The organism is Acinetobacter sp. FDAARGOS_559 (assembly GCF_003940475.1).
GTDB classification, from domain to species: Bacteria; Pseudomonadota; Gammaproteobacteria; order Pseudomonadales; family Moraxellaceae; genus Acinetobacter; species Acinetobacter baumannii.
Map to the genome: position 1 here is coordinate 3824141 of NZ_RKJG01000005.1, position 25242 is coordinate 3849382.

General features: G+C 37.6%; 24 protein-coding genes and 1 pseudogene. 11 read left to right on the forward strand and 14 right to left on the reverse strand.

Going from position 1 to position 25242, the window contains the following annotated elements; genetic code table 11:
• Nucleotides 1-116: 116 nt before the first annotated feature.
• From EGS71_RS20040 to EGS71_RS20065, 6 genes are all read right to left on the reverse strand, one after another.
• A complete protein-coding gene (locus EGS71_RS20040) occupies nt 117-785 on the reverse strand; it encodes an O-methyltransferase (protein WP_001186837.1) in 669 nt (222 codons plus the stop codon).
• A gap of 139 nt (nt 786-924) precedes the next feature.
• Nucleotides 925-1647, reverse strand: coding sequence for a D-Ala-D-Ala carboxypeptidase family metallohydrolase (locus EGS71_RS20045; protein WP_001986294.1), 723 nt, complete (start codon nt 1645-1647; stop codon nt 925-927).
• Nucleotides 1648-1776: 129 nt separating this feature from the next.
• The gene (fdxA, locus tag EGS71_RS20050) at nt 1777-2100 is read right to left on the reverse strand and encodes a ferredoxin FdxA (RefSeq protein ID WP_000144889.1); all 324 of its coding nucleotides are present in this window, start codon (nt 2098-2100) and stop codon (nt 1777-1779) included.
• A gap of 345 nt (nt 2101-2445) precedes the next feature.
• On the reverse strand, nt 2446-2976 hold the full coding sequence (locus EGS71_RS20055) for a GNAT family N-acetyltransferase (protein ID WP_031946146.1): 531 nt from the start codon (nt 2974-2976) through the stop codon (nt 2446-2448).
• Nucleotides 2977-3040: 64 nt separating this feature from the next.
• On the reverse strand, nt 3041-5686 hold the full coding sequence (gene mutS / locus EGS71_RS20060; protein ID WP_001083260.1) for a DNA mismatch repair protein MutS: 2646 nt from the start codon (nt 5684-5686) through the stop codon (nt 3041-3043).
• A 274-nt stretch (nt 5687-5960) separates the two neighbouring features.
• Nucleotides 5961-6428, reverse strand: coding sequence for an Lrp/AsnC family transcriptional regulator (locus EGS71_RS20065; protein WP_001290071.1), 468 nt, complete (start codon nt 6426-6428; stop codon nt 5961-5963).
• 119 nt (nt 6429-6547) lie between these two features.
• On the opposite strand from EGS71_RS20065, the gene EGS71_RS20070 reads away from it, so the two are divergent.
• Nucleotides 6548-7408, forward strand: coding sequence for an EamA family transporter (locus EGS71_RS20070; protein ID WP_000972448.1), 861 nt, complete (start codon nt 6548-6550; stop codon nt 7406-7408).
• Nucleotides 7409-7915: 507 nt separating this feature from the next.
• A complete protein-coding gene (locus EGS71_RS20075; RefSeq protein WP_000633301.1) occupies nt 7916-9265 on the forward strand; it encodes an EAL domain-containing protein in 1350 nt (449 codons plus the stop codon).
• A gap of 40 nt (nt 9266-9305) precedes the next feature.
• On the opposite strand, the gene EGS71_RS20080 is transcribed toward EGS71_RS20075, so the two are convergent.
• From EGS71_RS20080 to EGS71_RS20090, 3 genes are all read right to left on the reverse strand, one after another.
• A complete protein-coding gene (locus EGS71_RS20080; RefSeq protein ID WP_001094424.1) occupies nt 9306-10889 on the reverse strand; it encodes an IS66-like element ISAba25 family transposase in 1584 nt (527 codons plus the stop codon).
• 74 nt (nt 10890-10963) lie between these two features.
• The gene (gene tnpB, locus EGS71_RS20085) at nt 10964-11299 is read right to left on the reverse strand and encodes an IS66 family insertion sequence element accessory protein TnpB (protein WP_000619347.1); all 336 of its coding nucleotides are present in this window, start codon (nt 11297-11299) and stop codon (nt 10964-10966) included.
• A complete protein-coding gene (locus EGS71_RS20090; protein WP_001055589.1) occupies nt 11296-11679 on the reverse strand; it encodes a transposase in 384 nt (127 codons plus the stop codon). Before EGS71_RS20090 ends, tnpB begins: the two co-directional genes overlap by 4 nt.
• A 215-nt stretch (nt 11680-11894) precedes the next feature.
• On the opposite strand from EGS71_RS20090, the gene EGS71_RS20095 reads away from it, so the two are divergent.
• From EGS71_RS20095 to EGS71_RS20120, 5 genes are all read left to right on the forward strand, one after another.
• A complete protein-coding gene (locus EGS71_RS20095; protein WP_000165403.1) occupies nt 11895-12827 on the forward strand; it encodes a lauroyl acyltransferase in 933 nt (310 codons plus the stop codon).
• 275 nt (nt 12828-13102) lie between these two features.
• Entirely contained in the window at nt 13103-13465 is a 363-nt protein-coding gene (locus tag EGS71_RS20100) for a CorA family divalent cation transporter (protein WP_002005372.1), read from the forward strand.
• A gap of 206 nt (nt 13466-13671) precedes the next feature.
• The gene (locus tag EGS71_RS20105) at nt 13672-14361 is read left to right on the forward strand and encodes a hypothetical protein (protein ID WP_000157166.1); all 690 of its coding nucleotides are present in this window, start codon (nt 13672-13674) and stop codon (nt 14359-14361) included.
• A gap of 639 nt (nt 14362-15000) precedes the next feature.
• Entirely contained in the window at nt 15001-15561 is a 561-nt protein-coding gene (locus tag EGS71_RS20115) for a TetR/AcrR family transcriptional regulator (RefSeq protein ID WP_163078266.1), read from the forward strand.
• Between the two features lie 264 nt (nt 15562-15825).
• A complete protein-coding gene (locus EGS71_RS20120; RefSeq protein WP_000659375.1) occupies nt 15826-17130 on the forward strand; it encodes an MFS transporter in 1305 nt (434 codons plus the stop codon).
• Between the two features lie 94 nt (nt 17131-17224).
• Here EGS71_RS20120 and EGS71_RS20125 read toward each other — a convergent pair whose 3' ends face one another.
• From EGS71_RS20125 to EGS71_RS20135, 3 genes are all read right to left on the reverse strand, one after another.
• Nucleotides 17225-17662, reverse strand: a complete 438-nt coding sequence (locus EGS71_RS20125; protein WP_000760391.1) for a DUF2147 domain-containing protein — start codon at nt 17660-17662, stop codon at nt 17225-17227.
• 338 nt (nt 17663-18000) lie between these two features.
• Nucleotides 18001-19029 (reverse strand): MerR family transcriptional regulator, encoded by a 1029-nt coding sequence (locus tag EGS71_RS20130; protein WP_000925265.1) that lies wholly within the window; start codon nt 19027-19029, stop codon nt 18001-18003.
• Nucleotides 19030-19238: 209 nt separating this feature from the next.
• Nucleotides 19239-19937 (reverse strand): DUF1826 domain-containing protein, encoded by a 699-nt coding sequence (locus EGS71_RS20135; protein ID WP_004736222.1) that lies wholly within the window; start codon nt 19935-19937, stop codon nt 19239-19241.
• A gap of 250 nt (nt 19938-20187) precedes the next feature.
• Here EGS71_RS20135 and EGS71_RS20140 point away from each other — a divergent pair, with 250 nt between their 5' ends.
• Entirely contained in the window at nt 20188-21138 is a 951-nt protein-coding gene (locus tag EGS71_RS20140) for a 3-hydroxyacyl-CoA dehydrogenase NAD-binding domain-containing protein (protein WP_000398494.1), read from the forward strand.
• A gap of 200 nt (nt 21139-21338) precedes the next feature.
• On the opposite strand, the gene EGS71_RS20145 is transcribed toward EGS71_RS20140, so the two are convergent.
• Nucleotides 21339-21554, reverse strand: a complete 216-nt coding sequence (locus EGS71_RS20145) for a hypothetical protein (protein WP_004738715.1) — start codon at nt 21552-21554, stop codon at nt 21339-21341.
• A gap of 162 nt (nt 21555-21716) precedes the next feature.
• On the reverse strand, nt 21717-22031 hold the full coding sequence (locus tag EGS71_RS20150) for an FAD-dependent monooxygenase (RefSeq protein ID WP_002011334.1): 315 nt from the start codon (nt 22029-22031) through the stop codon (nt 21717-21719).
• Between the two features lie 89 nt (nt 22032-22120).
• Here EGS71_RS20150 and EGS71_RS20155 point away from each other — a divergent pair.
• From EGS71_RS20155 to EGS71_RS20165, 3 genes and pseudogenes are all read left to right on the forward strand, one after another.
• A pseudogene (locus EGS71_RS20155) lies at nt 22121-22618 on the forward strand (DUF4424 family protein); the annotation flags it as partial.
• A 95-nt stretch (nt 22619-22713) separates the two neighbouring features.
• Nucleotides 22714-23625, forward strand: coding sequence for a LysR family transcriptional regulator MumR (gene mumR, locus EGS71_RS20160; protein WP_001049897.1), 912 nt, complete (start codon nt 22714-22716; stop codon nt 23623-23625).
• 344 nt (nt 23626-23969) lie between these two features.
• The gene (locus tag EGS71_RS20165) at nt 23970-25223 is read left to right on the forward strand and encodes an NRAMP family divalent metal transporter (protein ID WP_085944084.1); all 1254 of its coding nucleotides are present in this window, start codon (nt 23970-23972) and stop codon (nt 25221-25223) included.
• The last annotated feature ends 19 nt before the right edge of the window (nt 25224-25242 follow it).

The following is a 25242-nucleotide window of genomic DNA, read 5'->3' on the forward strand; positions in this document are numbered from 1 at the left end:
TGAGATTTGCATATAGTTATCCGCAAATCTTGTGGATAACTATATGGAAAAGCAGGGGTAATAAAAGTAATTTATTGATTATAAATAATAAAATGAAAAAGATGATTTTTTAACCATTATTTCACAATTGCAATTGCAAAACCATCATGACCTTTTGAGCCAACCGTTTGTAAAGCTGTGCAAGACAAAATTTGCGGATGATTTTCTAGGGCTTTAAAGGTTTCACGAATGCCTTCAATACTTGGTTTTTTGTTTTCAGGATTCAAAATATCACCAGCACGAATGACATTATCTAGCACAATAATAGTGCCCGATTTTGAAAATTTGAGACTGAGTTCTAAATATTCCGGATAGCCCTGTTTATCGGCATCGATAAAGATAAAATCAAAAGGCTCAATCGACTGAGGGTCAATTGCAGAAAGTACATCGGCGGCACGACCTAATTTAAGCTCAACTTTTACAGGCAGGTTGGCATGATCGATATTCTTTTGAGCCATTTCTGCATGAGTATCACGACCTTCAATGGTAAGCAAATAGCCATCTTCAGGCAGTGCACGTCCTAACCAGATTGTACTGTAGGCAGCAAAGGTCCCAATTTCCAAAACACGCTTGCACTTATTCATCTGAATGAGCATTTGCAAGAACATTCCTTGATTTGGAGCAACTGCAAGATGATTTGAAAAGCCGTGTTCGTCGGTATTTTTTAATGCAAAGTCGAGTCGAGGATCTTCGGGAATTAAATGTGAATCGATATATTCGTCAATGTCTGTCCACATCTGCTGCATAGTCAAATTTACCTGTATGTTGATATGCGTATTTTAAACGTTTATGACTAGAGTGCAAAAATCTTCGATTCAAGAAATTTTGGTTGATTATAGAATGAGCAAATCCCCTTAAACTGAAGCGCATAAGGGGATTTATATTTTAGAAATTACACATTGACGTATTACGGGTTAGGTCAGGTCCCCAAGTACGATAGCCTTGAGTATCAATATGGATTTGTCCTGAACTATATAATCCAATACCTAAATTTAAACTTTGGCCGTGCTGAGCCCAGAACTGACACAATTTAAACTTCGTATTTTCAATAAAAGCGTAGTCTTGTGGCTGTGGAACTTCTGGTCCAATACGGAAATCGATGGCAGAGTTAAACAAATGCTTAGAAGAACTTGCGCCGCCTGCACATTCATTTAAAGGTAAGTCTCGGTAAACCGAGGTGACCTCAAAGTCGGTTAAAACTTTTGCGGCAATAAGATATTTAAAGACACGTAAGGTCGATAAAGAATTATTCCAAAGTTCACGGTTAGGTACCGCATATTCTGAACGGCCACACTTCTGCCAATCACGAGCGGATCTTAATAATTCAAAACTTGGTACGATACCTGCCACATCATGACGCGCCAGAAATTTTTCATATTCGCGTACACGTTCATAATGATCGCCTGTATTTAACCAAGCGCGATAGGAAGCAGGTTCAACTTTAGGTGGAATTGGACGTTCGATAATAACGCGCTCTTGAGGAATAAAGATGCGCTTACCGCTTGGAGAGGTTTTGCCTGTTGTTGTGTGTTGAGGAGAGCTGGCGCAACCCACCATAATCGCAGGGATTATGCATAGGGGCAGCATGCTCTGCAAAAACTTCCGCATAAGAAAAATCAAAAGCTTATAAATATTGCGCCTATTTTAATGCAAAACAGTGCACAAATTACGAGGAATTTGCAATGAAATGTTTGAATAGGGTATAAAAAAGATCAGCGGTTGCTGATCTTTTTGAAATTATTTTTCTAGATACTGTAACTTATCTGGTTTGCCGTTCCATTCTTCGCGGTCAGCAGGCTGTTCACCAATTTGGGTAATGTTAGGCCACTTTTGAGAAAGTTCAGCATTTAATTCAATAAATACTTCTTGACCTTCTGGTAGCTCATCTTCAGAGAAAATTGCATTTGCAGGGCATTCTGGTTCACACAATGCACAGTCAATACATTCATCCGGATTAATCACTAGGAAATTCGGACCTTCGTAAAAACAGTCTACAGGACAAACTTCTACGCAATCTTGGTATTTACATTTAATACAATTTTCAGTGACAACAAAGGTCATGGCGACAGCTACCTAAAAAATATGGTTTCATTTCGAATAGCTTATTTTAGGCAAAAAAGGGGTAAACAAACAATTGCTTTTATTGATATTGTTTATTTATACATATGAAGATAAGTTAATACATTGATATTCAAAAGAATGTTTCAGCTTAAACAAGAGCTAAATTATAAAATCAGGATAATAATAAGTTTTATAAAACAATAGCTTAAATAATTTTTTTGTCATGAGTTTTAATGTCATTTGGGTCAAGGTATCTGTTTAAGCAGACACCTCAACTACAACATTTACTTTTAAATTTTGCCTCTATGCTGAATTGATATACAAAAAAATCGTCAAGTAATGAGCTTAAAGTGTACAAAGTAAATGGATGTCTTCTGGTTCAAGTTCCCATAATTGACGATCTGGGTGCTTTAATACGACCGCGCCATGCTTTATATAGAAATCTACTGTACGCTTACTTGGCGTAGCTGAAATATAAAGTTGATTGGCTTCCAATTGCTTGGCCGATTCTTTTGCCGCTTGCATCAGCTTTGCACCAATACCTTTGCCTTGTTGATCGGCATCGACGTAAAAATATTGCAGTAATTTTGCATTGGGATAATCAGTAATAGTCTGATTCGAGACTACACTAATGCCAGCCAACTGTTCAGACGCATCAAAAGCACCGATAAATAAAGCCCCTTGTTCATAGAGTTCTTTTAATTTGGGTGGATCATTTTCTAAATGATAAGCATCCCAATGTTTAACATCATAAAAACAATCTGTTAATTCTAAGTGTTCTTGTTTTTGTAAGTAGAGTTGGGTAATCAGTTCACGACGATTAATCTGTTGCCAAATTAAATCGATCTCTGTGTATTGTAGTGGCCTTAAGAAAATAGAAATTTTATTCTCCTTAATGTAAGAGCAAACATGCCAAGATACATGTTTGCTCAATGAATGATTATGAATTAAGCGCTGCTTTTAGCTCATAAAGCTGTTCAAGTGCCTGACGAGGAGTCAGGTTGTCTACTTCGATTTGCTTAAGTAAATCGAGGGCAGGTGAAGAGACTTCAACTTCAATCACTTTCTCTATGACTTGAGTACTTGGAGTAACTTCTGAATCTAAAGTTGCAAACAAATCACTTTGAACACTAGTTTGTAAGTGCTGTTGTTGTTGCTTCTCTAAAATACGTAAACGCTTCTGAGCTTCTTTAATCACATTAGCTGGAATACCGGCTAATTTTGCAACTTGTAAACCATGACTTTGACTTGCTGGTCCTTGTTGGACTTTATGCAATAAAATGAGATTGCCGTTTAACTCTTGAGCAGTGACATGGTAGTTATCAATACCAGGTTCGCTACCCAACTCTGTTAATTCGAAATAGTGAGTTGCAAACAAGCAAAGACATTTAACGCGTTTGGTTAAATCAACCACACAAGCCCACGCTAAAGAAAGACCATCGTAGGTACTGGTTCCGCGACCAACTTCATCCATTAACACAAGCGATTGATTCGTCGCATGGTGCAAGATTTGTGAAGTTTCAGTCATCTCAACCATAAAGGTCGATTTGCCTGTCGATAAGTCATCGGCTGAACCAATACGGGTAAAAATACGGTCAATCGGACCAAGTTTGGCAGCTCGTGCCGGAACGTAACTACCGCAGTAAGCAAGCAAACTAATTAATGCTGTTTGGCGCATAAAGGTAGACTTACCACCCATGTTTGGACCGGTAATAATTGCCATACGGTGCTGCACATCAAGGAAAGTATCATTTGGTGTAAATGGTGCTTTACTTAACGCTTCAACTACAGGATGACGGCCACCTTGAATCTTAATACCTGTTTCTGGTGTAAATTCAGGGCGTGCCCAATTGTTTAAACGCGCTTGATGAGCAAAGTTTGCAATTACATCAATTTGCGCGATTGCTGAACTCATCATTTGTAGGTGAGCAATATTTTCACGAAGGTTTTCAAGTAAAGCTTCAAATAATGCTTTTTCACGAGCTAATGCACGCGACTCACTTGATAAAACTTTATCTTCAAAACTTTTTAGTTCAGGGGTAATGTAGCGCTCGGCATTCTTTAATGTCTGACGGCGGATATAGTCGGCCGGGGCTTGCTCGGCTTGAGCGCGAGTCAGCTCAATGTAGTAACCACTCACACGGTTATAACCGATTTTTAAGGTGCTAATACCAGTACGTTCACGCTCTTTTATTTCTAAATCAATGAGGAATTGACCTGCATGATCACGAATTTGGCGTAATTCATCAAGTTCAGCATCATAGCCTTCTGCAATTACATTGCCATCACGAAGTAATACAGGCGGATTTTCAACAATCGCAGCCATTAAATGTTGATGAAGCGATTTAAAGTCACCTAATTCCTGATCGAGCTGTCCTAATAACTTAGATTTCTTTGCTTGTATAACAGGTGCTAAAGCATTTCGTAAAAATGGAATTTGCGCGCAAGCATGACGAAGTTGAACTAAATCACGTGGTCGCGCACTACCCAGCGCCACACGACTAAGAACACGTTCAATATCACCAATTTCTTTAAGTACCAGACGAACTGGGCTTTCATGGTATCCTTGAATCAATTGCTCAATCGCATCTAAACGTGCGTCAAGTAATGCTGTATCACGGACAGGCTGCATGAGTGTTCTGCTAAGTAAACGTCCACCCATTGCGGTTTGGCAATCGTTCACAAGCTGAAATAAAGAAGTTCCATGCTCAAACAAAGGTTCAATAATTTCCAAGTTACGGCGCGTGATTGGGTCGAGCGCAATAAAGTCAGTACTTTGTTCTAAAAGAATTGAACGGATATGAGGTAACGCCGTTTTTTGAGTTTCTTTGGCATAGTGAATAAGTGCTGCCGCGGCGGCCTTAGCCAAAGGTAACGGGTCTAGTCCGAAGCCAGAGAGTGTTGATACAGAGAACTGGTCACATAAGGTTTTTTGCGCATTGTTTAAATTAAAATCTACATTTGGGCGCTTGGTTACAGGGCAATCTAAATGCTTTTTAATTTGTTCGATAATATTCGGGTCAACCAGGTCTTCATCAATCAAAATTTCACTTGGCATGAGGCGAGCCAGTTCAATTGGAAGTTGTTCCGGTTTGTAGTCTTGTTGTTGAACTTTAAAAATACCCGCACTTAAGTCGAGTAAAGCAAAACCGATCTGGTTTTGATGGATACATAGCGCAACAAGGTTAGAGGACTGATAACTTGTAAGTAGTGCGTCGTCAGTTAAAGTACCCGGTGTAAGAATACGAACAACTTTGCGTTCAACCGGGCCTTTGCCAGTAACTTCACCGACTTGCTCACAAATAGCTACAGTTCGGCCGGCTTTTACTAAACGCGCCAAATAACCTTCGGCTGAATGGTAGGGAACACCTGCCATTGGAATCGGGTTGCCATTTGCTTTACCCCGATGGGTTAAGGTAATACCTAAAAGTTTGGCTGCTAAATGCGCGTCTTCAAAGAACAATTCATAAAAGTCGCCCATACGATAAAACAGCAACGCATGTTGATAGTCTTTTTTGACTTTGAGATATTGCTGCATCATTGGAGTGTGGTTGGAGAGATCAGCCATGATTTCAGCGCTATTCATGCGTAATAAACCCTTAAAAAAACGAAAAATCTACTTTTGGTTTATTAACCAATTTCAAGTCTTTAAAAATGAATGTAATTCAAGAAAAGTACAACAACTGGATGAACTTTAGAATCAGCATCCCTAGTATAAAGTGACTTCAGACCATTCCAGTGGTGCAATGGTAACAAATTTGAGTAATTGAAAAAAAGTGATCAAGGATTGAAATAGAGGTTGAATGTAGCAAGACATAAAAATAGAACAATTGGGTCTTTTAAGCCAAGGATTGAAAAATTTAAATATTCAACTCAAAGTTTACTTTTACGCGATCTAAAACAATGAGTGTTCTATAAGTTTTCACGTCTTCATTATCAGCGAAATGTTTTCTAACTAAACTTTCAAAATGAGATAAGTTATTGCTCAGCATGATAATTATAAATGAGACTCCTCCATTCACGAAGTAGCACTGTTGAATTTCTTCAACAGCAGCAAAGTATAGCTTCGCTCTGTCCATAACTATTGAACGATCTTCGCTAAGGCGGACCTCAATAATAGAAGTAATTTTTTCACCAAATTTGAGAGGATTTAAGATAGCGCAATTTTTTAAAATAATTTCCTTTTCTTCCATCCGAGTTATACGCCTTTGTACAGATGCCGCTGATAGACCGATTTTTTCAGAAATTTCTCGATGGGAAGTTTTATTGTCTTTTTGCAGTATTCTTAAGATCGCATAATCAAAATTATCTAAAGAAATCTCTGACATGAGTAAATCTCTCATTAAAGGTTAAATATAGAGTTATTTAATCGTTTTACCGTGAAAAATAGAAGAAATATATTGATTATAGAGAATTAAAATTTCAATCATCCCCCCCAATAGTAAAGATGATGATTGAGACAAACTCCAAACAAGGTATGGCATTTGCAGCCGCATTTTTATCTTTAGTTTCTGTACAGATCGGCGCAGCAATAGCAAAAGTCCTTTTTCCGATTCTTACTGCTGAAGGAGTCACCTTAACTCGACTTGCCTTATCGGCCTGTTTCTTATGGGTAGTCTTTAAACCATGGCGGCAGTGGAATAAACAGATCAATTGGAAAAATCTAATTATTTATGGATCAATCCTCACTTTAATGAATACTTTGGTTTATAAAGCATTTTCTTACATGTCTGTTGGGATTGCGATTTCCATCGAAGTGTTAGGACCACTTACGGTTGCTATTTTAATGTCTAAAAATAAATTAGATTATTTTTGGGGTGGATTATCTATTATTGGTTTGCTTCTTCTACCTATGGGCAATGCAAATAATAACTTTGGTTTTATTGGAATGACGTATGCTTTATTAGCTGCAGTGGGTTGGGGACTGTATGTGATTTATGGCTCAAAAGTTGCACAAGGTGGTGGTAGCTCTGTTGCGACTGGAATGTTTATAGCGGCTTTATTTGCAACACCTTTAGGTGCATCTCACATTATCCATATTTTTGATAGTTATAAGATTCTTTTTACATGTTTACTTATGGCGATGCTAGCAAGTGCTATTCCATTTATATTAGATATGATTGCCATGAAAAAACTGCATCCTCGAGTTTTTGGGATTTTACTAAGTGCGTCACCCGCAGTGAGCGCTTTGGCTGGATGGCTGATTTTAGATGAACGATTAAATAGTTTTCAGGTTCTAGGGATAACAATTATTATGGCATCGTGTGCAGGTTGCTCTTATTTTTCTTATAAACGTAATAAGGTATAAGCCAAGACTTCTATATTATTAAAAAATAAATATTTCTGGTAAACATGAGATAACCCGATCAAAAATATGAGATGGGTATCTCATGGGTTCTTTAGCTTTTAGCTCCAACCTCAGAACAACAAAGCTCACAACTTGGTCATTAGCAGCATAATTAAGCACACATGTGCATTATTTTAAATGGTCCTATTGATGAATCTAAATAATAAAAATATTTAACGCAGAAATTGTAATTCACTAATTTTTCTGCACTTAAAGGCTGTACCTGAGAGTCATAGGCATGTATCGTTAAGTCATGATACTCTAAAATTATAGAGTGTTTAAAAAGCAGTATCGTTCAAGTGACCTAATCGGGCTATACCATCAAGATGATTAAAACTTGATCTCAAAATAATAAGTACAAATCACAATGGGAGAAATGATTACGTTTTATTGGTAAATATTGAAATGGAGTATCAATGACCAAGCTAGCTGGGGTCCTTTAAAGAAATATTTACGGTTGGTTTATTTATGATAACTTCGTCTTACTTTAAAAAACACAAGAAAAATTACCGCTCCCTAAAGGACCAGCAGCTTACAATCGCAGCCAAAGCAAATATTTTTATTTGTATTATTTTTTGCTTGTTTTGGACTATATATTTTGCATTTGCCCAAATGTGGGTGATTGTTTATATGGATATCTGTTTCACACTAATTTCCATATTTAGCTTTTTTCTTATTTATATAAACCGTATTTCGGCAGGGATACTTTTATCACAAGCGGTTCTGCTGGTGTTTCCAGTGGTTTTTTGCTTATTTTTCGATGTTGCTACGCCTGATCGCCCTCGAGTGGCCCATTTGTTTTTACCTGCCGGAGCGATACTGGGATATTTGAATTACCGTAGGGAGCCAAGCTTCTTACAAATTGTTTTAATTTTACTGTCGATTGGCTGCTTTATATTTTTTAGTGGTAGCTCTTTTACTCTCGATAATGCCATACCTTTATCAGAAGATATTCGTGATCATGGTGGGTGGATAGCCACTTGTGTCGCTACTCTTATGATTTGTATTTCAATTTATACCATGCAACTAGAGATACAAATAGAAAGCAGTATGGAGCACAATCTACGTTTGGCACTCACTAAGCAACAATTTGAGCTTTTTTATCAGCCCCAAGTTAATTCGTCAGAAAAACTGATTGGTGCGGAAGCCTTGTTAAGATGGCATCATCCGGTTTTAGGGTATATTCCAACAAAAGAGTTTATTCCGGCAGCGGCAACTTTTGGGTTAATGCCAGAGATCGGCGAGTGGGTATTGGACCAAGCCTGCCAAGTTTTACAAGACTGGAGTAAAAAAGAAGAGACCAAAGATCTTACGCTTTCAATCAATATTAGTGCTGATCATTTTATGCAATCTAACTTTGAGCACACGGTGATTGGTCTGGTTCAGCGGTATGACTTCAATCCATCTCGGCTCATATTAGAAATTACTGAAAATATTGCTTTAAATAATTGTGCGAGCATGATCGAAAAAATGCACTTCTTGTCTAAGCATGGTATTCAGCTTTCACTTGATGACTTTGGTACAGGGTATTCATCCTTAAGCTATTTACAAAAAATGCCAATTAAACAAATTAAAATTGATCGCAGCTTTGTACAGGCAGCTTTAGATGATAAACGCAGCAATAAATTAGTGACGGGTATAATTAAAATTGGCCTAGATTTAAACCTTCGCGTGTTGGTAGAAGGAATAGAAACGGCTGAACAGTTTAGTGCTTTTAAAAGTAATGGTTGTACCGAGTTTCAGGGCTATTTATGGGGCTGCCCAATGTCTTTAAATGAGTTTATCAAGCAATTGTCCATCAAGACCGATAAAGAATAAATCTGAGCAGTAAGCGTCCGCTGAATCCCATACCTATTTTTTAATTCGATTTAGGTTTCCAGCAGTGCGGCAGTAACTCTTCAATCTGGGTCACTTTATGTGTCGGTAACCTTTTCAGCACATCACTTAAATAGGCATACGGATCCAGCCCATTCAGCTTTGCTGACTGGATTAAAGTCATGATGTTTGCCGCTCGCTGACCACTGCGCAGCGAACCTGCAAACAGCCAGTTCTTGCGCCCCAACGCCCAGGGACGCATCTGATTCTCTACCCAATTGTTGCATATCGGTAGATTGCCATCATCCAGATAGCGGCTTAAGGCTGGCCAACGCTTCAGAGTGTAATTGATGGCCTTGGCGGTGGGAGAACTCGATGGCACTGTCAGATGATGTTGGTTGAGCCATTCATATAGTTGTTGCATCACTGGTTGACTATGCTGTTGTCGGTATTCGCGGCGGTCTTCCGCTGTACCATCGGTCTTTTTCCTGAGTTCTGCTTCTATCGCATACAGTTTCTGAATCAGCACCAATGCCTGTTCAGCGACCTGACTTTTCCCGGTCACATGCAGTTCATGGAATTTACGACGTGCATGGGCCATGCAGCCGACCTCTATGACCTGGCCTGATTTAAAGCGTGCTTTATAACCACTGTAATCATCACAGACTAGATTGCCCTGCCAGCCTTTCAAGAACTCTGCAGCATGCTGGCCTGAACGACTATCCTGAAAGTCATAGATCACCGCCTGAACTGGATTGTACTGTGTGGTGGCATAGGCCCAGACATAACCTTTCTTCGGTTTTTTCTCATTCTCACCCATCCGCATGATGGTGACCGGTGTTTCATCTGCATGCAGCACCCGCTGTTGCAGCACCACCTCTTTTAAGGCATTGGCCAGAGGTTCCAGTTCTACACCGCAGCGACCTATCCAGTCAGATAAAGTTGATCTAGAAAGTTCGATTCCCGCCCGCTGATAGATCAGACGTTGACGGTACAGCGGCAAATGATCGGCATACTTCGATACCAGCACATGGCTGAGCAATTCAGGTGAAGCAATGCCTTTATCAATCACATAGGCGGGCATCGCTTGCTGAGTCAGAGTGTCACACTGATCACAGACCCATTTACCACGCACATGCTGTTCCTTATAGAACTGTGCCGGTCTGAAATGCAGTTTCTCACTGACATCTTCGCCGATACGACGGAGTTGGCATCCACAAGTGCATTGGGTTGATGCAGGTTCATGCTCAATACGGATGGTGTGTAGATGATCTGGCAGTGGTCGACGTTTAGGTTTATTGGTTTTGGCTTTCTGTGTCGCTGCATCGGTTTTATCTGCATTTAATCGTTCTAATTCCAGATCAACAGCAGCAATATCTTCTTCAACCGCTTCATCCCATAGGTGGATTTGTTTTGCCGTTAAGTGTTCATTCTTTTGGGCGAATTTGTGCTTTTTAAACAGCGCCAGTTCATGCTCGTATTTTTGATTGAGAATAGAAAGATGTTGAACTTTGGCATCCAATTGTTGGTTTGATTGTGCTAGAGACTGATGCTGCATCGCCAACTGTCTGGTGAATTCCAGCAGTTGTTCATGGGTCAGTTGGCTTAAGTCAGGCAGCGTATTCATGACCGCAGTATGCCTGAGGTCATGAAGAGAATGAAATAGAACGTTTGGAGGATGGCAGAATGGTCGAGCTTGGTTTAGAGCATATTCACCACTTGCTGCAATCCAATTCTCTGCCAGGGCAAACCTTGGATTAATGCCTGTAACTGTTCCGGGCTGAGGGCCACGGTTTCACCTTGGTGAACTTGAGCCCAGTGAAATTTACCCTGTTCCAAACGCCGGGCACACAGCCAGATGCCCAGTCCATCATGTACCAACACTTTCATACGATGACCACGTTTATTACAGAACAGGTAGGCGCAATGCGGTTTGATGTAGCCAAAGGCTCTCACCACCTGAGCCATGACAGTATCCATTCCTGCTCGCATATCCATGGGCTGGGTAGAGAGCCAAATTTCATTGATACGGATCATGTTGCCAGTGCCTTGAGTAATTCTGCCAAGGCAGGTATTTCTGATGTCTGCCATTTTAGCTGAATATCATTATTCGTATGAGGCACGGTGATACACAACGTGATCCTCTCATCAATAGGTTGGCTGATTGCAGCAGTGTAAGGCAAAGCAATAAATGCTGGATTCACATGAGTAGGATCCTGCACGGCACCCTCATGATGGCTGAAGATCCTGATCCAACGACTGACAAGGTTGGCATTAATACTATGTTGCAGTGCGACCGAAGCGATCGAGGTATTAGGATTTTTACAGGCATTGACAATACTGAGTTTGAATTCTTTGCTGTATGTTCTGCGTTTTTTAGCAACAGGAGGTGTTGCTGAATATATATCCATGTTCATGGATTAAGTCCCCACTTGTTTTTAGGTGGGAACTAAATTAAGGCTTATAGGACCGCTTGGTAAGGCTGTGTTAGCCGGATGCTTACTCTGAGCACTCACCAGTACTGTTTAGTAGTTGTTTGCTAGATTGAGTCTAATATTAAGACACACTTTACAAACGTATGTAGAGTGCGAGTGTGTTAGGATGAATTTCTATACCTCTAGATATTTACAATATGACGAAACCTGAAGCGCAGTATCAATCAGGGCAATTTCAATTTTCCTTTCTATCATTAAAATATTGGGGTATCTGGTTCACAGCTTTTATTCTAACGTTTCTTGCGTACTTGCCTTGGGCAATCCAGTGGCGCTTAGCAAAACTATTTTCAAAAATTGCTTGGACACTATTGGGTTCTAGAAGGAAAACGACTTTAAGAAATTTAGGTGCGTGTTTTCCGGAAAAAACACCTGAGCAAATTGAGGCCAAGGCTAAGTCGGTTTTTACCGATACGATGATTGGTATATTTGAAGCCTTAAATGCTTGGTATTGTCCTGCATGGTTTAAAAAAAGAGTTCATATAGAAGGCTTGGAACATCTAAATGACAATAGGGATCGCGGTATTCTACTGTTAGGCACGCATAGCACATTACTCGATGCCGGAGGTGCTGCATGTACGCTATTTTTTGATATGGATGTGGTGTATAGACCTCAAAATAATCCTTTCATGGATTTCCTCATTCATCGTAGTCGCGCTAGGGTTTATAAAAATCAGATTGCAAAAGACAACATGCGTAGCTTAATTGAAAAACTCAAAAATGGTCATGCAATCTGGTATAGCCCTGATCAGGACTTTGGTTTAAAGCAAGGCGTTATGGCTTCATTTTTTGGAATACAGGCAGCAACAGTCACGGCACACCGAAGACTCATGGATATTTCAAACGCTGTTGCAATACCTTTATATTTTTACAGAAGCGGGGATATTCGAGATCCTCAATACAATGTACTGGTAGAACCTAAACTTGAAAATTTTCCTAGCGAATGCGAAGTGAATGATGCTGAACGCGTCAATAAAATTATTGAAAACCAGATTCGGATCGCCCCAACACAATATATGTGGTTTCATAGAAGGTTTAAAACTCGTCCTGCTGGTGAGGCGAAGTTTTACTGATTTTGTTATGCATTTTTATACAGTCAACTGAGAGATTTAAAGGCCTTTAAACCGAGACTTTATAAATCCCAATTTAACAATAATTTTTAATTATTTATCCTTAGTTTTTAATGATCTATTTTAAAACAAATGTCATTTTGTGTGCTTGACTGTATGGGGCTTGGCTACTAACCTTCGTAGCGGTAGGACGGAGGTGGGACGCCTTGTGCGTGCCGGTTTCTAGATGACTGGTCTGTCAACCCGCCTTCGTTCTACCACCATCATTTGATAGTGATTTGGTAGAACCGCAGATTTTAGTATCTAAACTAGCTTGTGACGTTGTGGAAGTTAAGAAATACGCGTCATTTGAGTATGAACAAGTTAGATATCTTCAGAATGCTGTCACGAATATTATGAATATTAAACAAAACCAAATTGTTAAGGTCTTTACTATTATTACTGCTGTGTTTTTATCACTAACATTGGTAGGTACATTTTATGGGATGGACTTTGATGTAATGCCTGAATTATCTTGGGAGCACGGTTTTTTATATTGTATGATACTTACTTTAGCAGTAGCGATAATACCTTTAGCATATATTAAATACAAAGGTTGGTTACGTTATTCTATATCCAGAATGTGCTCTTTCCGAATATAAAAGGGCATAATAAAAGTATTTTAAAAAGATGAGCGTATATTTCCTTCTATTAATTCTTTTCATTTTTTTTGATTTTATTTAAAACATAAAGTAAAGTTTGCTCGCAAGATATTAAATAAAATGCATGGCTTTTTATAAATATTATAAAAAGCTTTTGATGAGTTTTATAAAGCTAAACATATGATTCCAAATTGTAAAATATAGATATGGCCTCTAAAAACTTTCTTTCTACGCTGCCACGGAAAATTAAAGAGAACAAAGGGAGTATAGCTATATGTTTTATTCTTTTTATTATTCCTTTATTTGTATTTCCTACTTATCCTAAAAACGAATGGCAGTACGAAATATATCAATACATTACACAAATTATGCATGTGACTATTGGTACGAAAGGGCCATTACCGTTTTTTACGATTCTTTACAGCCTTTATATAACCATAGTCATGTTCATTGTTGGTTGTGTTATATGTTATTTTTTTATTAGAAAATATGGAATTAATAACGCTTATCAAGAGGAAATCTATAAATTATTTTTCAAAGCCGAATTTGAATCTTCAAAAAAATACCGTTGGTTAGAAAAGCCTCTAATTAAAAAGACTTTAGTCTCAAGTACCTTTGCTGGGTGTTTTGTCATAGGAATTATTCACTTTATTGAGGATGATATTACTCAGCAAAGACCTAGACGTAGAGGTGGACTTATAGCATTTAGTTATAATTACAGAGTCGGGGTGATGTTTTGGGAAATAGTAACAACTGTCTTTAGCATTTTCCCGATTTTTTATTTTGGCTTGTTATTCTTATATATCATTAATTATTTTTTTCGCGGGTTAGGTACAGGTAAAGTGGTTGTTTTAGAAAAAACTTCAAACCCAAAATTCAGATCTTCTAATAAATAATTATAAGTAATTTTCAAGTGAAAAGGATTTTTATATAAATCACAAATGAACAATAAATTTTAATTATTTATCCTTACATTTTAATGATCTATTTTAAAACAAATGTCATTTTGTGTGCTTGACTGTAATAGGGCAGAGCACTATCCTTTGCCTGCTGGCCACATTGCCAGTCGGTTTTAGCAGGCCGTATTTACCCAAAGCACACGAAAAAGTCTCTCTTTTTTGTGGGCATCCCTACGTGCCCCCTCTGCGGCGGAACGGGAGGGGGACATCTTCGGATGTGCTGATTTTTGGGTAAATCAGTCTGCTAACCCCTTTTCGTTTCGCCACCATAATCATTTAGCAGTGATGTGGCGAAACTTCTTTCTTACCCAAAGGAGTTCGCACATGCGTACTATTTCTTATTTATTGGCTTTTGCCAAATTCTCTCTATTGATACCGCCGAAACAGTCTTTAAAACGGCTCTAGGTTTTCTACACCTTAAGAATCGTCACGACTAAAAATCATATCAACAACAAAACTCGAGATAGGCGAGCACACCACTTGTGCGGCTTTTGCATGCCTGTATTTAGCACTCATTTTAAGAGTGACGGTATTTCTATCTCTTTACATACAACAAGAATTTATAACGGTAAAACTATGCCAAATTTAGAAACCTCTTCTAAAAAATTACACATTATTCGTACCGCTATTCGTTTGTTTACCACACATGGATTTCATACAACAGGCGTAGACCTGATTGTCAAAGAATCAGAAATACCGAAAGCCACCTTGTATAACTATTTTCACTCAAAAGAACGTCTTATTGAAATGTGTATAGCTTTCCAAAAAAGTCTACTTAAAGAAGAAGTGCTTGCGATTATCTATTCAAGCCGTTATTGCACGCCAACCGATAAGCTCAAGGAAATAGTAGTTTTACATGTTAACTCTAACAGTCTGTATCACTTGCTACTTAAAGCCTTTTTTGAAATTAAAGTGGCTTACCAGCAGGCTTACCGTATGGCAATAGAGTATAGAAAATGGCTGACTCGTGAAATTTTTGAACTGATTTTTAGTTTAGAAATACGTGCGTTAAAACCCGATGCCAATATGGTTTTAAACTTAATAGATGGCTTGATGTTCGAGTTTTTAAGTACAAATAGTTTGGGTGAAAGGGATGTGGTGGTGGAGTATTTTTTTAAGCCAACTTGTTTGAGGTAAATGAGTTATTTAAATAAAAGGATTTATGGTTTGCTTGATTTTTATTAGATGAGCAGACCATATACACCATGCGATGATATGAGCTCATTACCCGGATTAGATCAAATAATTCGATCTAATATACTGTTTATATTATAAAAATTAATATTTTTGACTTAGTGGCAATAATATTGCTATTTTATTTTTACGCTAATCGTAAATAGATTACGTATAGCATAATTAAAATGGAATTAATTTAAAGCGAGTCATGGAGAAAGGAATACCATGAAAGAAATTGTATTAAGTGATTTGATCAATCAGCAGAAAGTTGGACCTTATCAAAAATTTATTTTGGTTACCTGCTTATTACTAATGATTATGGATGGGTATGATATTCAGTCCATGGCTTACGCAGCCCCACTGATTATAGAAGAATGGGGTGTTCAAAAATCCATGTTGGGAGTGGTGTTTAGTGCAAGCTTGTTTGGTTTGTTTGTTGGATCATTTTTATTAAGTTCACTTTCTGATCGTTTTGGTCGCCGTCCGATACTACTGATCTCGACCTTTATATTCTCCATATTGATGCTGTTGACACCACATGTAGGCAATATTGAGCAATTGACCGTAATCCGCTTTGTTACAGGAATTTTTTTAGGCGGTATCATGCCAAATGTGATGGCTTATAGCTCCGAAATTGTTCCATATAAATCTCGTATTTTTACCATGATGGTCATTTCTTGTGGCTATACGGTAGGGGCAATGTTGGGGGGCGGAATATCAGCCTTACTAGTTCCTTGGGGAGGATGGCAGGCGATTTTTTATTTCGGCGGTATTATCCCTTTAATTATTTTCTTTATCACATTCTTTAAGTTACCAGAATCTTTATATTTTTTAAGTGAAAATAGCAAAAATAGCTCCAAAATTTTGTTTTGGTTGAAGAAGTTTTATCCAGCATTAACATTCAATACAGAGATAAAAATCATCAATAATACTGAGGTTCAGGTTAAAAAGTCACCGCTTGAGTTATTTAAAAATCAGCGTGCGTTTTTTACCTATTCCATCTGGATCATCAGTATTTTAAATATGATCAGTTTATATTTTCTGGCAAATTGGCTACCGACTTTGGCCAAAGAGTCAGGGCTTTCATTAAATCAGGCATTGTTGATCGGCTCCACTCTACAATTAGGCGGTACGATTGGTAGTGTGGTGATGGGCCTTAAAATTGATAAGACAGGATTTTATAAAGTATTAATTCCTGTTTTTTTGGTTGCAGTGATTAGTGTTGCTTTAATTGGCTATTCTGTTAGTCATATCGTTTTATTGTTTATTATCATTTTTATTGCTGGCTTTGCCATTGTTGGTGGGCAACCTGCTATTAATGCTTTGTCGGCCAGTTATTACCCAGTTTCACTTCGTACTACAGGGGTGGGCTGGAGTATTGGAATCGCTCGTTTGGGTTCTGTCATTGGGCCGTTATTTGGCGGTTATCTCTCTCAATTTCTGGTCATTACCCATTTATTTGTGATTGCTGCCATACCTTCGCTATTCGTCATTATCATGCTGATGATTCAGGCCAAGTATCGGTCATAATACGGTCTAAATATAGAATTTACATAGTGCATATATAGACCGTAATTATGATCGGTGAGTAGCTTCAGAGAGTTGGTCACAAGCTACTCATGGATTATTTAACTCGATACCATGTTTGGTTTCGGCCAATTGCAGAAATACCAATGTAGCCACGAGCGGTAAGTTTTTCCCCATCTGGTGATACGGTTACACTAAAGCGATAAGTCTTGTCTGACTGAGGATCGAGAATAGATCCTTTGTCATATTTATTTTGACCTACGTTTTTTAAATTTTTGACAATGGTTAAACCAATTAAAGATTTATTTTTATAAGTCCCTTCACACATCGTACATTTATTGGCTTCGCTTGGAACAAGGATTTTTTCAATATTTGCGGATAGAACTCCATTTTTGTCTTGGCTAAATCTTACCAGCGCTCTCGGTTGATTGGTGGCATCATCAATAGTTTTCCAAACACTGCCATGTAGTTTGTCCGAAGCAAATGAATGAACCGAATAAAAGCTGAATAAAATTAATAATAAATATTTTTTCATATCAAATGTTTCTCTAATTAAATATGGATGGCTTTAACTGCCAAAAATGATTCATTTTAAATTTAACTTCACAGTCTTCTTAGTATTGATCTATAAGCTTAACAATATGTAAAGTTATAATCTATTTGTCTAAATATTATTTTGAATACATTACTTATGCAATTGCGAGAATGGACAGAATTATTAAGTTTTTTAAAGTCATTTAGTTAGTATTAAATCACAGTCTGCAATATTAAATTTTATGACTAAAAATCCTGAAACTGTTTCTTTACTTTAATCATATTTACGGGTAAATGGCTCTTCCTGAAAAAAAGAGCCATTTAAATTGATAGATAGAACTAAGCACTATGCTTGAATGCTGCTACTGCTTTTTCTAGAAAGTGTAGGGTAACTGGTTTGAGCCAAGTACCGTCAGCAAGGCTTGGTTCATTTTGCATTGCTAAACGGATCTTTTCTTGAGTGCTTGGATTTTCGCCAGTATAACCTTGTAGCATAGAGAGCCATTGCTGTGCCAAACGCTTTGCTCCTTCACTATTCGGTTTAACCTCAGCGTCAATCAATTTCTCAATATCGACTAATAGTTGAGGCCATTTTTTCATTTCGCGAACATAATTTTCCTTTAAAAAAGCAAACTCATTATCAGATAAATAACGAGCAAAAATACTCAGCTTACTCTCTGAAAAGGCCTTAAGTAAAAACTCAACAACTTCTGGCATTACTCCTAATTTTTCCTGAAATTCAGGTTCTGCTGAATTGATGTTATTTAATTTAACAAGCCATTCTGGATTGGTGCGCGTATTCTGCTCAAGTGTTTTCATCCACTTATGGGCGAGCTTTTGAGCGGTTTCACTGCTAGATGATTCTCCAGCATTAAATACCGTATTTACAGCCTGAGTTAACTCTTGCCATTCTTGGTGGCTTTTAGTACCTGATTGTAAAAATGTAAGCTTTTCAAGTTCTTCTTGCGTAAAGTATTTCTCGTACATTGCTATAAGCTCCTGCATATTTAACCAATCCTCCAAATCAAGTTCTTCACCATTGATGAGCTGAGATTTCAATTGTCCTAGCTGATTTCGCAATTTTTTCTGCTCTGCCAGTCTTTGATCAATTGCTTGAATCTGCCGATCAATAATCGGTAAAAGTGCTAGATTGGGATCTTCAAGAACCGTATAGATTTCGGCTAGCGACATACCCAGCCCTCGTAATGCTTGAATTTGATGCAAACGAGTAATGTCTTTAGGGGTATATAGTCGATAACCAGCATCGGAACGGGCCGAAGGCTGAAGTAAACCGATATCGTCATAGTGATGAAGAGCACGGACAGTAAGTCCTGTTTGCTTAGCCAATTCACCAACTTTTAACAGCATCTTTTTAGCTCCTTCTTCCTTAGGCGTGTTTTATGCTAGGGGCTTACGTTACGTGAGGGTCAACTACTTTAAATCATAATTTTTTATTATTTTATTTTTGATAAATGTTCAGATTTATCTTTTTACTGTGGTTTAACGACCAGAAATTCTTCACGATTCTAAAAGTAATTTTTGGTTTTTGACTGGTTCTATATAAGATATTGAAATATCTAACAAATCAGTAGAAGCCGATATTCACCATCATTTTCAACTGGTGCCCGATGAACACACGGTAAAACCTTTTGAGTTGGATGATCTACTGCTAAGCGCCATAAGTGTCCTGTACCCAAATTTATAGGTTGTGCATTGGGTTTAGGCTGATAATGTAAATCAAAAAAATACTCTGCTAAAAAGCTTTCAAATTCGGCTTCTGGGCCGTCATGTAAAGCTTTGAGCTTTTCTCTAATTTCTGGAATTAAAACTTTTTGTTCAACCTGATCATTCGGCACAATGTCGCTAGCAGCGCCGTGATAAGTACATAAGAATGTGTCGGTTTCAATGGGGGAGCGGTCAACATGAAATGAATATACATCTGTTGAAATGAAATCTAGCTCTTCATCGCGTTCATAGTTTTTAAGCAAATTAAGTACAGGTGATGCCCCCATATCAGTTAAGAGCTGCATGTCTTTTAAAATAATATCTCGAGCCAAATCACCTTGTTCTGAAAGCTCAAGTGCTAACAGGTCTTCAGTAGAAATTTCGGTAATATTTTCTTTTAACTTAAGTTTAGCCACAATTTCTTTAAAGTCGCCTACCAAATTTCTGTACCAACAAATAGCATTCTTATTTCCCTGAAAATGTGTATTCACAAGTTCAGCAAAAGTAGATACCACTTCAACTTGCTTGTGGTCAGAAAATGTATTTGTCATATTAAAGTTAAATGGCTCAAAATCTTGCCAATCATACACCCTTAGCGCTTATAGGGCTGCAAGCAGTAGCCAAAATTTGCTTAAAAAATGAAGGTAATGCAAGAAAAGTACAATAATGGTATGAAGTTTTGGTTATGCGTGCTTATTATAAATTGGCTTTGAATAACTGAGAAAAGGTAAGAAGTCGACTATTTTTATAGTCATGCAAGGAATAAGAAAAGTTTTGAAGTAATAAGGTCACGAGGAAAATATGGAAGGAATTAAAACAATCGGTGTGGTTGGTGTCGGTATCATTGGTGCAAGCTGGACAGCATTATTTTTATATAAAGGCTTTAAGGTAAAGGTGTATGACGCTTATCCAATAGACGAAGAATTATTTAAAAAGAGAATACAGGCAAATCTTAGTGATTTGCTCGCTTTAGATCAGCAAACAGATTCAAGTCATCATTTACAAGATATTTTCCTAAATTTAGAGCTTTACAACAACTTAAAAGATGCGGTGATTGATGCCGATTTTATTCAAGAAAATGCACCGGAGAGGTTAGATTTAAAGCAAAATTTATATCAAGAAATCACTTCATATTGCCCTGAAAAAACACTAATTGCTTCAAGTTCTTCAGGTCTAAAAGTTTCTGACTTTCAAAAAGATGCAACTCATCCCGAGCGTATTTTTTTAGGTCATCCATTTAACCCACCTCATCTATTACCTTTGGTTGAAATTGTGGGTGGAAAATTAACAGATCCGCAAATTTTAAAGAAAGCTTCCGAGTTTTATCAAAGTTTGGGTAAGCATCCGATTGTTTTAAATAAAGAAGTTAAAGGGCATGTAGCAAATCGTTTACAAGCTGCTTTGTGGCGAGAGGCATTTTCACTGGTTAAAGAAGGGGTGTGTTCGGCAGAAGATGTTGATATCGCAATCACCAGTGGGCCTGGGCTGAGATGGGCTTTATTTGGCCCCTATATAAATATGGAACTTGCCAATCAGAAGGGGTTTAAAGAGGCAATTCACCATTTAGGACCACCTATGACCGAATGGTGGAATGATATGCAAAATTTTCAGCACTCTGAAGAAACTACTGAGTTGCTAGAAGAACAAACTAAAGAGCTTTTAACACATTATAAAGATATCGATTTATCTCAGAAAAGGGATAAAGGACTAGTCGATATTTTAAAATTGAGACAACAATTAGAGTTAGATTAAGCCAGTTTTTATGAAAACCGATAAAAAGTCACCTAAAAAAGTATAGAAGTATTGATCCATTATAGTTCTATATGCTGTTGATTTTATATTCAGCAATCGCCCTCTAGGACGGTTTTTTAAATGAAGTCGGAGTTTCTATCTGAGCATTTAAAAAGTAGTGAGCAGTTTATAAAAACCAAATGCTTATGCTATAAAAATATTCAAGTAATTAATTCTGTAGTCCATGCATCATAACTGTAAACCCAGTCAGCATTTTCTTGGCCTTTCATCCATTGATTGCCTCTCGAACCTATCTGTATTTTTGCCGTACATTCCTTGCGAGAATTCTCATAAGTTTGTAAGGCAATTTTTGCTTCTAACTTTGAAGATATATTAGATAAACTTCGAACTAAAATAATTGCATCTTCGATAGCCATTCCTGCCCCTTGAGCCATAAAAAAGGTAGCATTGGATGACAGGCATCACCTAATAATGTGACATTATCAACAGACCATTTTAATAAAGGATCTCGTTCATATAGAGCACTTTTGAAAGTGGTTTCACAAGCTTGAAGTAATGCCCTTGCATCTTTATAAAAATTAAGGAGTTCTTGAAGATCCCCCCGCACTAGTCCAAGATTTCTCAGTCCAACTTTCTTGCCCGATTGTTGCAAATATAAAAGTTTCTTTACGTTGATTTAATGGGAAAGTGACAATTTGTTTTTGTGGAGTATCACCCCACCATTTAATAAATGCTTCTATTTCTGGGATATGTTTAACTTTTTCTGTAGATACTACAGATCTAAAAGAAACAATTCCTGTAAATCTAGGTGACTCTGCACCAAAAAGGGCTGTACGAACTGGCGAATGGATACCGTCTGCACCAATAACTGTATCGTAATTTAATCTTTCCATGATCTCATCTCACCAAATGATCTTGAATTTGGTAGAGCTAAAGTTTTATATGTAAAATAATTTATTATATATAAAACAACATTATTTTCTATAATTATGAATCTTATCTAGATAGGTTAAGACAATGCAATAAACCACAAATGCAGAAAATTTTAGCTCAATTTCTAAGAGATGATGTAATCTCGTGGTCATCTCAAGTCATTTATAGCTGGAAGCAAACCTTCAAAGCTAATAGTTTGACTAAAATTCACCATGAATATAAACCCTTGGTGGGCGGTTCAGTTGCTCTCTATCCAGATGAATATAACCAGCAATTTTGTATGGATAAACAATTTAAGCAAGGCTTAAAAAAAGCCAGTGCAGAAAATTCGCCGTTTAGTGCTTTGGGCTATATTTTGACGACGGGTGCAAATTGGGCAAAGCCGATTGAAAATTTTAAGCTCACTATTGAGCGAGATAAAAATGAATTAGTGTCATTTTGTTGGGATGGACCAGTCAAAAAGATTAGCCCAACTCAATTTCAAATGATCAAAACCAAGTTTGTGCCTAAAAAAGATTTGGATATTATTTTTGTGAGAGTGAAATAGGCCAAATTCAAATAAAAACGAATAAATGGGTAGCCTAACTCAGCTAAAAGCTTACATACTATAAAAGTAAAGGAATTTTTAAGACAGGATGAAACGTGAATTTAAAGAATCTTGAAGCATTTTATTGGGTCGTGACTTTAAATAGCTTCAATAAGGCGGCAACTAAATTACAAACGACGCAGCCTGCGGTATCTCAAAAAATCACATCTCTTGAAAATGAATTAGGTTTTAAAGTTTTAGACCGAAGCTTACGGCAGTTTAAACTGACCCATAAAGGCATGACATTATTTAAGTATGCCGAAAAGTTTATGCGTTTAGAAACTGATTTGGTTGCAGAGCTTACCGAAAATCAGCACCTGACCGGAACCATACGTTTAGGCGTTTCTGAGACTATCGTGTATACGTGGTTGGTTGAATATATCGAAAAAGTTCAACAGGAATTCCCAAAAGTTTCGGTTGAAATTGTGGTAGATCTGACCCCTAACTTGCAAGAGGGGGTACGTACAGGCGATTTGGACATGGCCTTTTTGCTTGGGCCAACTTTGGCTTTTGAATGTATTGAGCAGTCGCTTTGTAACTTTGAACTGAGTTTCTTGGCGGCGCCATCTTTTAAAGGTGGAATTGGGCAAATGTCTTTTAAAACTTTAATGTCGCATACCATTTTAACCTATCCAAAAATTACCTATCCCTATAAAGAATTAAAGGCAAAAATGAAAGAAAAGGGGATTGATGAACCACTTTCTATTACCAGTTATTCTTTAGCGACGTTATTGCGTCTAGCAGAGCAAGGTTTGGGTATTGCGGTCGTGCCGACCTTAACGGCATTAAAGGAAATTACCGACGGACGATTGGAAATATTAAATACGCCCATCCGTTTAAAAACTTTTCATTTCACGTCTATTTATATTCATGGTAATGACGTTGCTTTGAAAGAAAAATTAACTGAAGTAGCGGTTCAGGTTTCAGAAAGTGCCATGAAAAGACTCAATGAACAAATTAAAAAATAAGATGTTTCTTGAATGCTTTTTATCCCTATTTTTTCTTATTAAAAAAAGCTGTTTTGTAGGTAAAACGATAAAAGCAGCTTATGTACTTCGATAAGTAAAATTTATCCCACTCTTTCTTTTGAAAATAAGTTTATAAAAATCAAAAGTTTAAAATTTTAAATTTCTGTAAAAAGTCTTATTGTTCGTAGGGATTAGCTATGTTTTTATTTTAAACACAAGATTTGATCACCGATTATGTTGATTGGGGAACAGGGAATCTTTGTCATTTAAAAGGATTAAAGAATATCGTTTGGGACAAAAATGATGTTCTTGATTCAATTTGAAAATAGCGTTGTTAAGCTCAAATGGATGAGGAACGCATTAATATGTCTTTACTGAAATCTTCTTTTTTATCAGATCGCCAATGGGCCATTGTTGCCTCAATTTTTATGATGGCGACCTCTGCAATGGGGCCGGGATTTTTAACCCAAACTGCTGTATTTACAGTTAAGTTAGGTGCTGCATTTGGCTTTGCAATTTTAATTTCTATTTTAATTGATTATGTCGTCCAACAAAATATCTGGCGAGTGGTGACACTTACCCAAATGCGTGCATCTGATATTGCCAATAAAGCCTTACCGGGTAGTGGTTATTTACTGGCGTTTCTGGTGATTTTGGGTGGTTTTTTCTTTAGTGTCGGTAACATTGCAGGTGCGGCTTTAGGTTTAAATGCACTTTTTGGCCTAGATACAAAGTGGGGCGGTATTTTAAGTGGTGCTTTAGCCATTTTGATTTTTGCCTCTAAAAAAGCCACACTTGCCATGGATAAAAGCATGATCGTGTTGGGATTGCTTAAAATCTTGCTGATTATTATTGTGGCCGTCATTGTAATGCCTCCTGTTGGGCAAGCAGTTCAGCAAACCTTTGCTCCAGACCATATCGACTTTGCCATTATTACCACCATTGTTGGCGGTACAGTTGGTGGTTATATCTGTTATGCCGGAGCACACCGTTTACTCGATAAAGGTGCTGTTGGACCTGAAAATATTAATGAAGTTGCCAAAGCTGCGACCAAGGGCATTGTTGTAGTCGGCATCATGCGTTATGTGTTGTTCTTAGCATTCTTAGGTGTGGTGGTAAGCGGTGCTCATATTGATTTAGCCAGTCACGATGCCAACCCGGCAGCCCAAGCATTCCAATATGCAGCAGGTACATTTGGTTTTAAATTATTTGGTTTAATTTTCTGGGCAGCAGGTATTAGTAGCACGATCGGCGCAGCATATACTTCAGTGTCATTCTTTACTGCATTTAAAAAGAACTTAACACCAAAACAGACCAACTATACGACCATTACCTTTATCGCATTAGCGTTATTGCTCTATGTGTTATTGGGTGCAACTCCGGCAGGCTTACTCATTTTCGTAGGTGGTTTTAACGGATTGGTGTTGCCAATTGGCCTTACAATTTTTGTGTATGTGGCTGCATGCCGTAAAGATTTAATGGGTAATTATAACTATCCAAAATGGTTGCTTATTTTAGGTGGATTAACATGTCTGTTAACGTGGTGGATGGGCTATATGTCATTTACGACAGTATTTAATTATTTGACCAAGCTTTAAGCCAGACGACATGAATTGA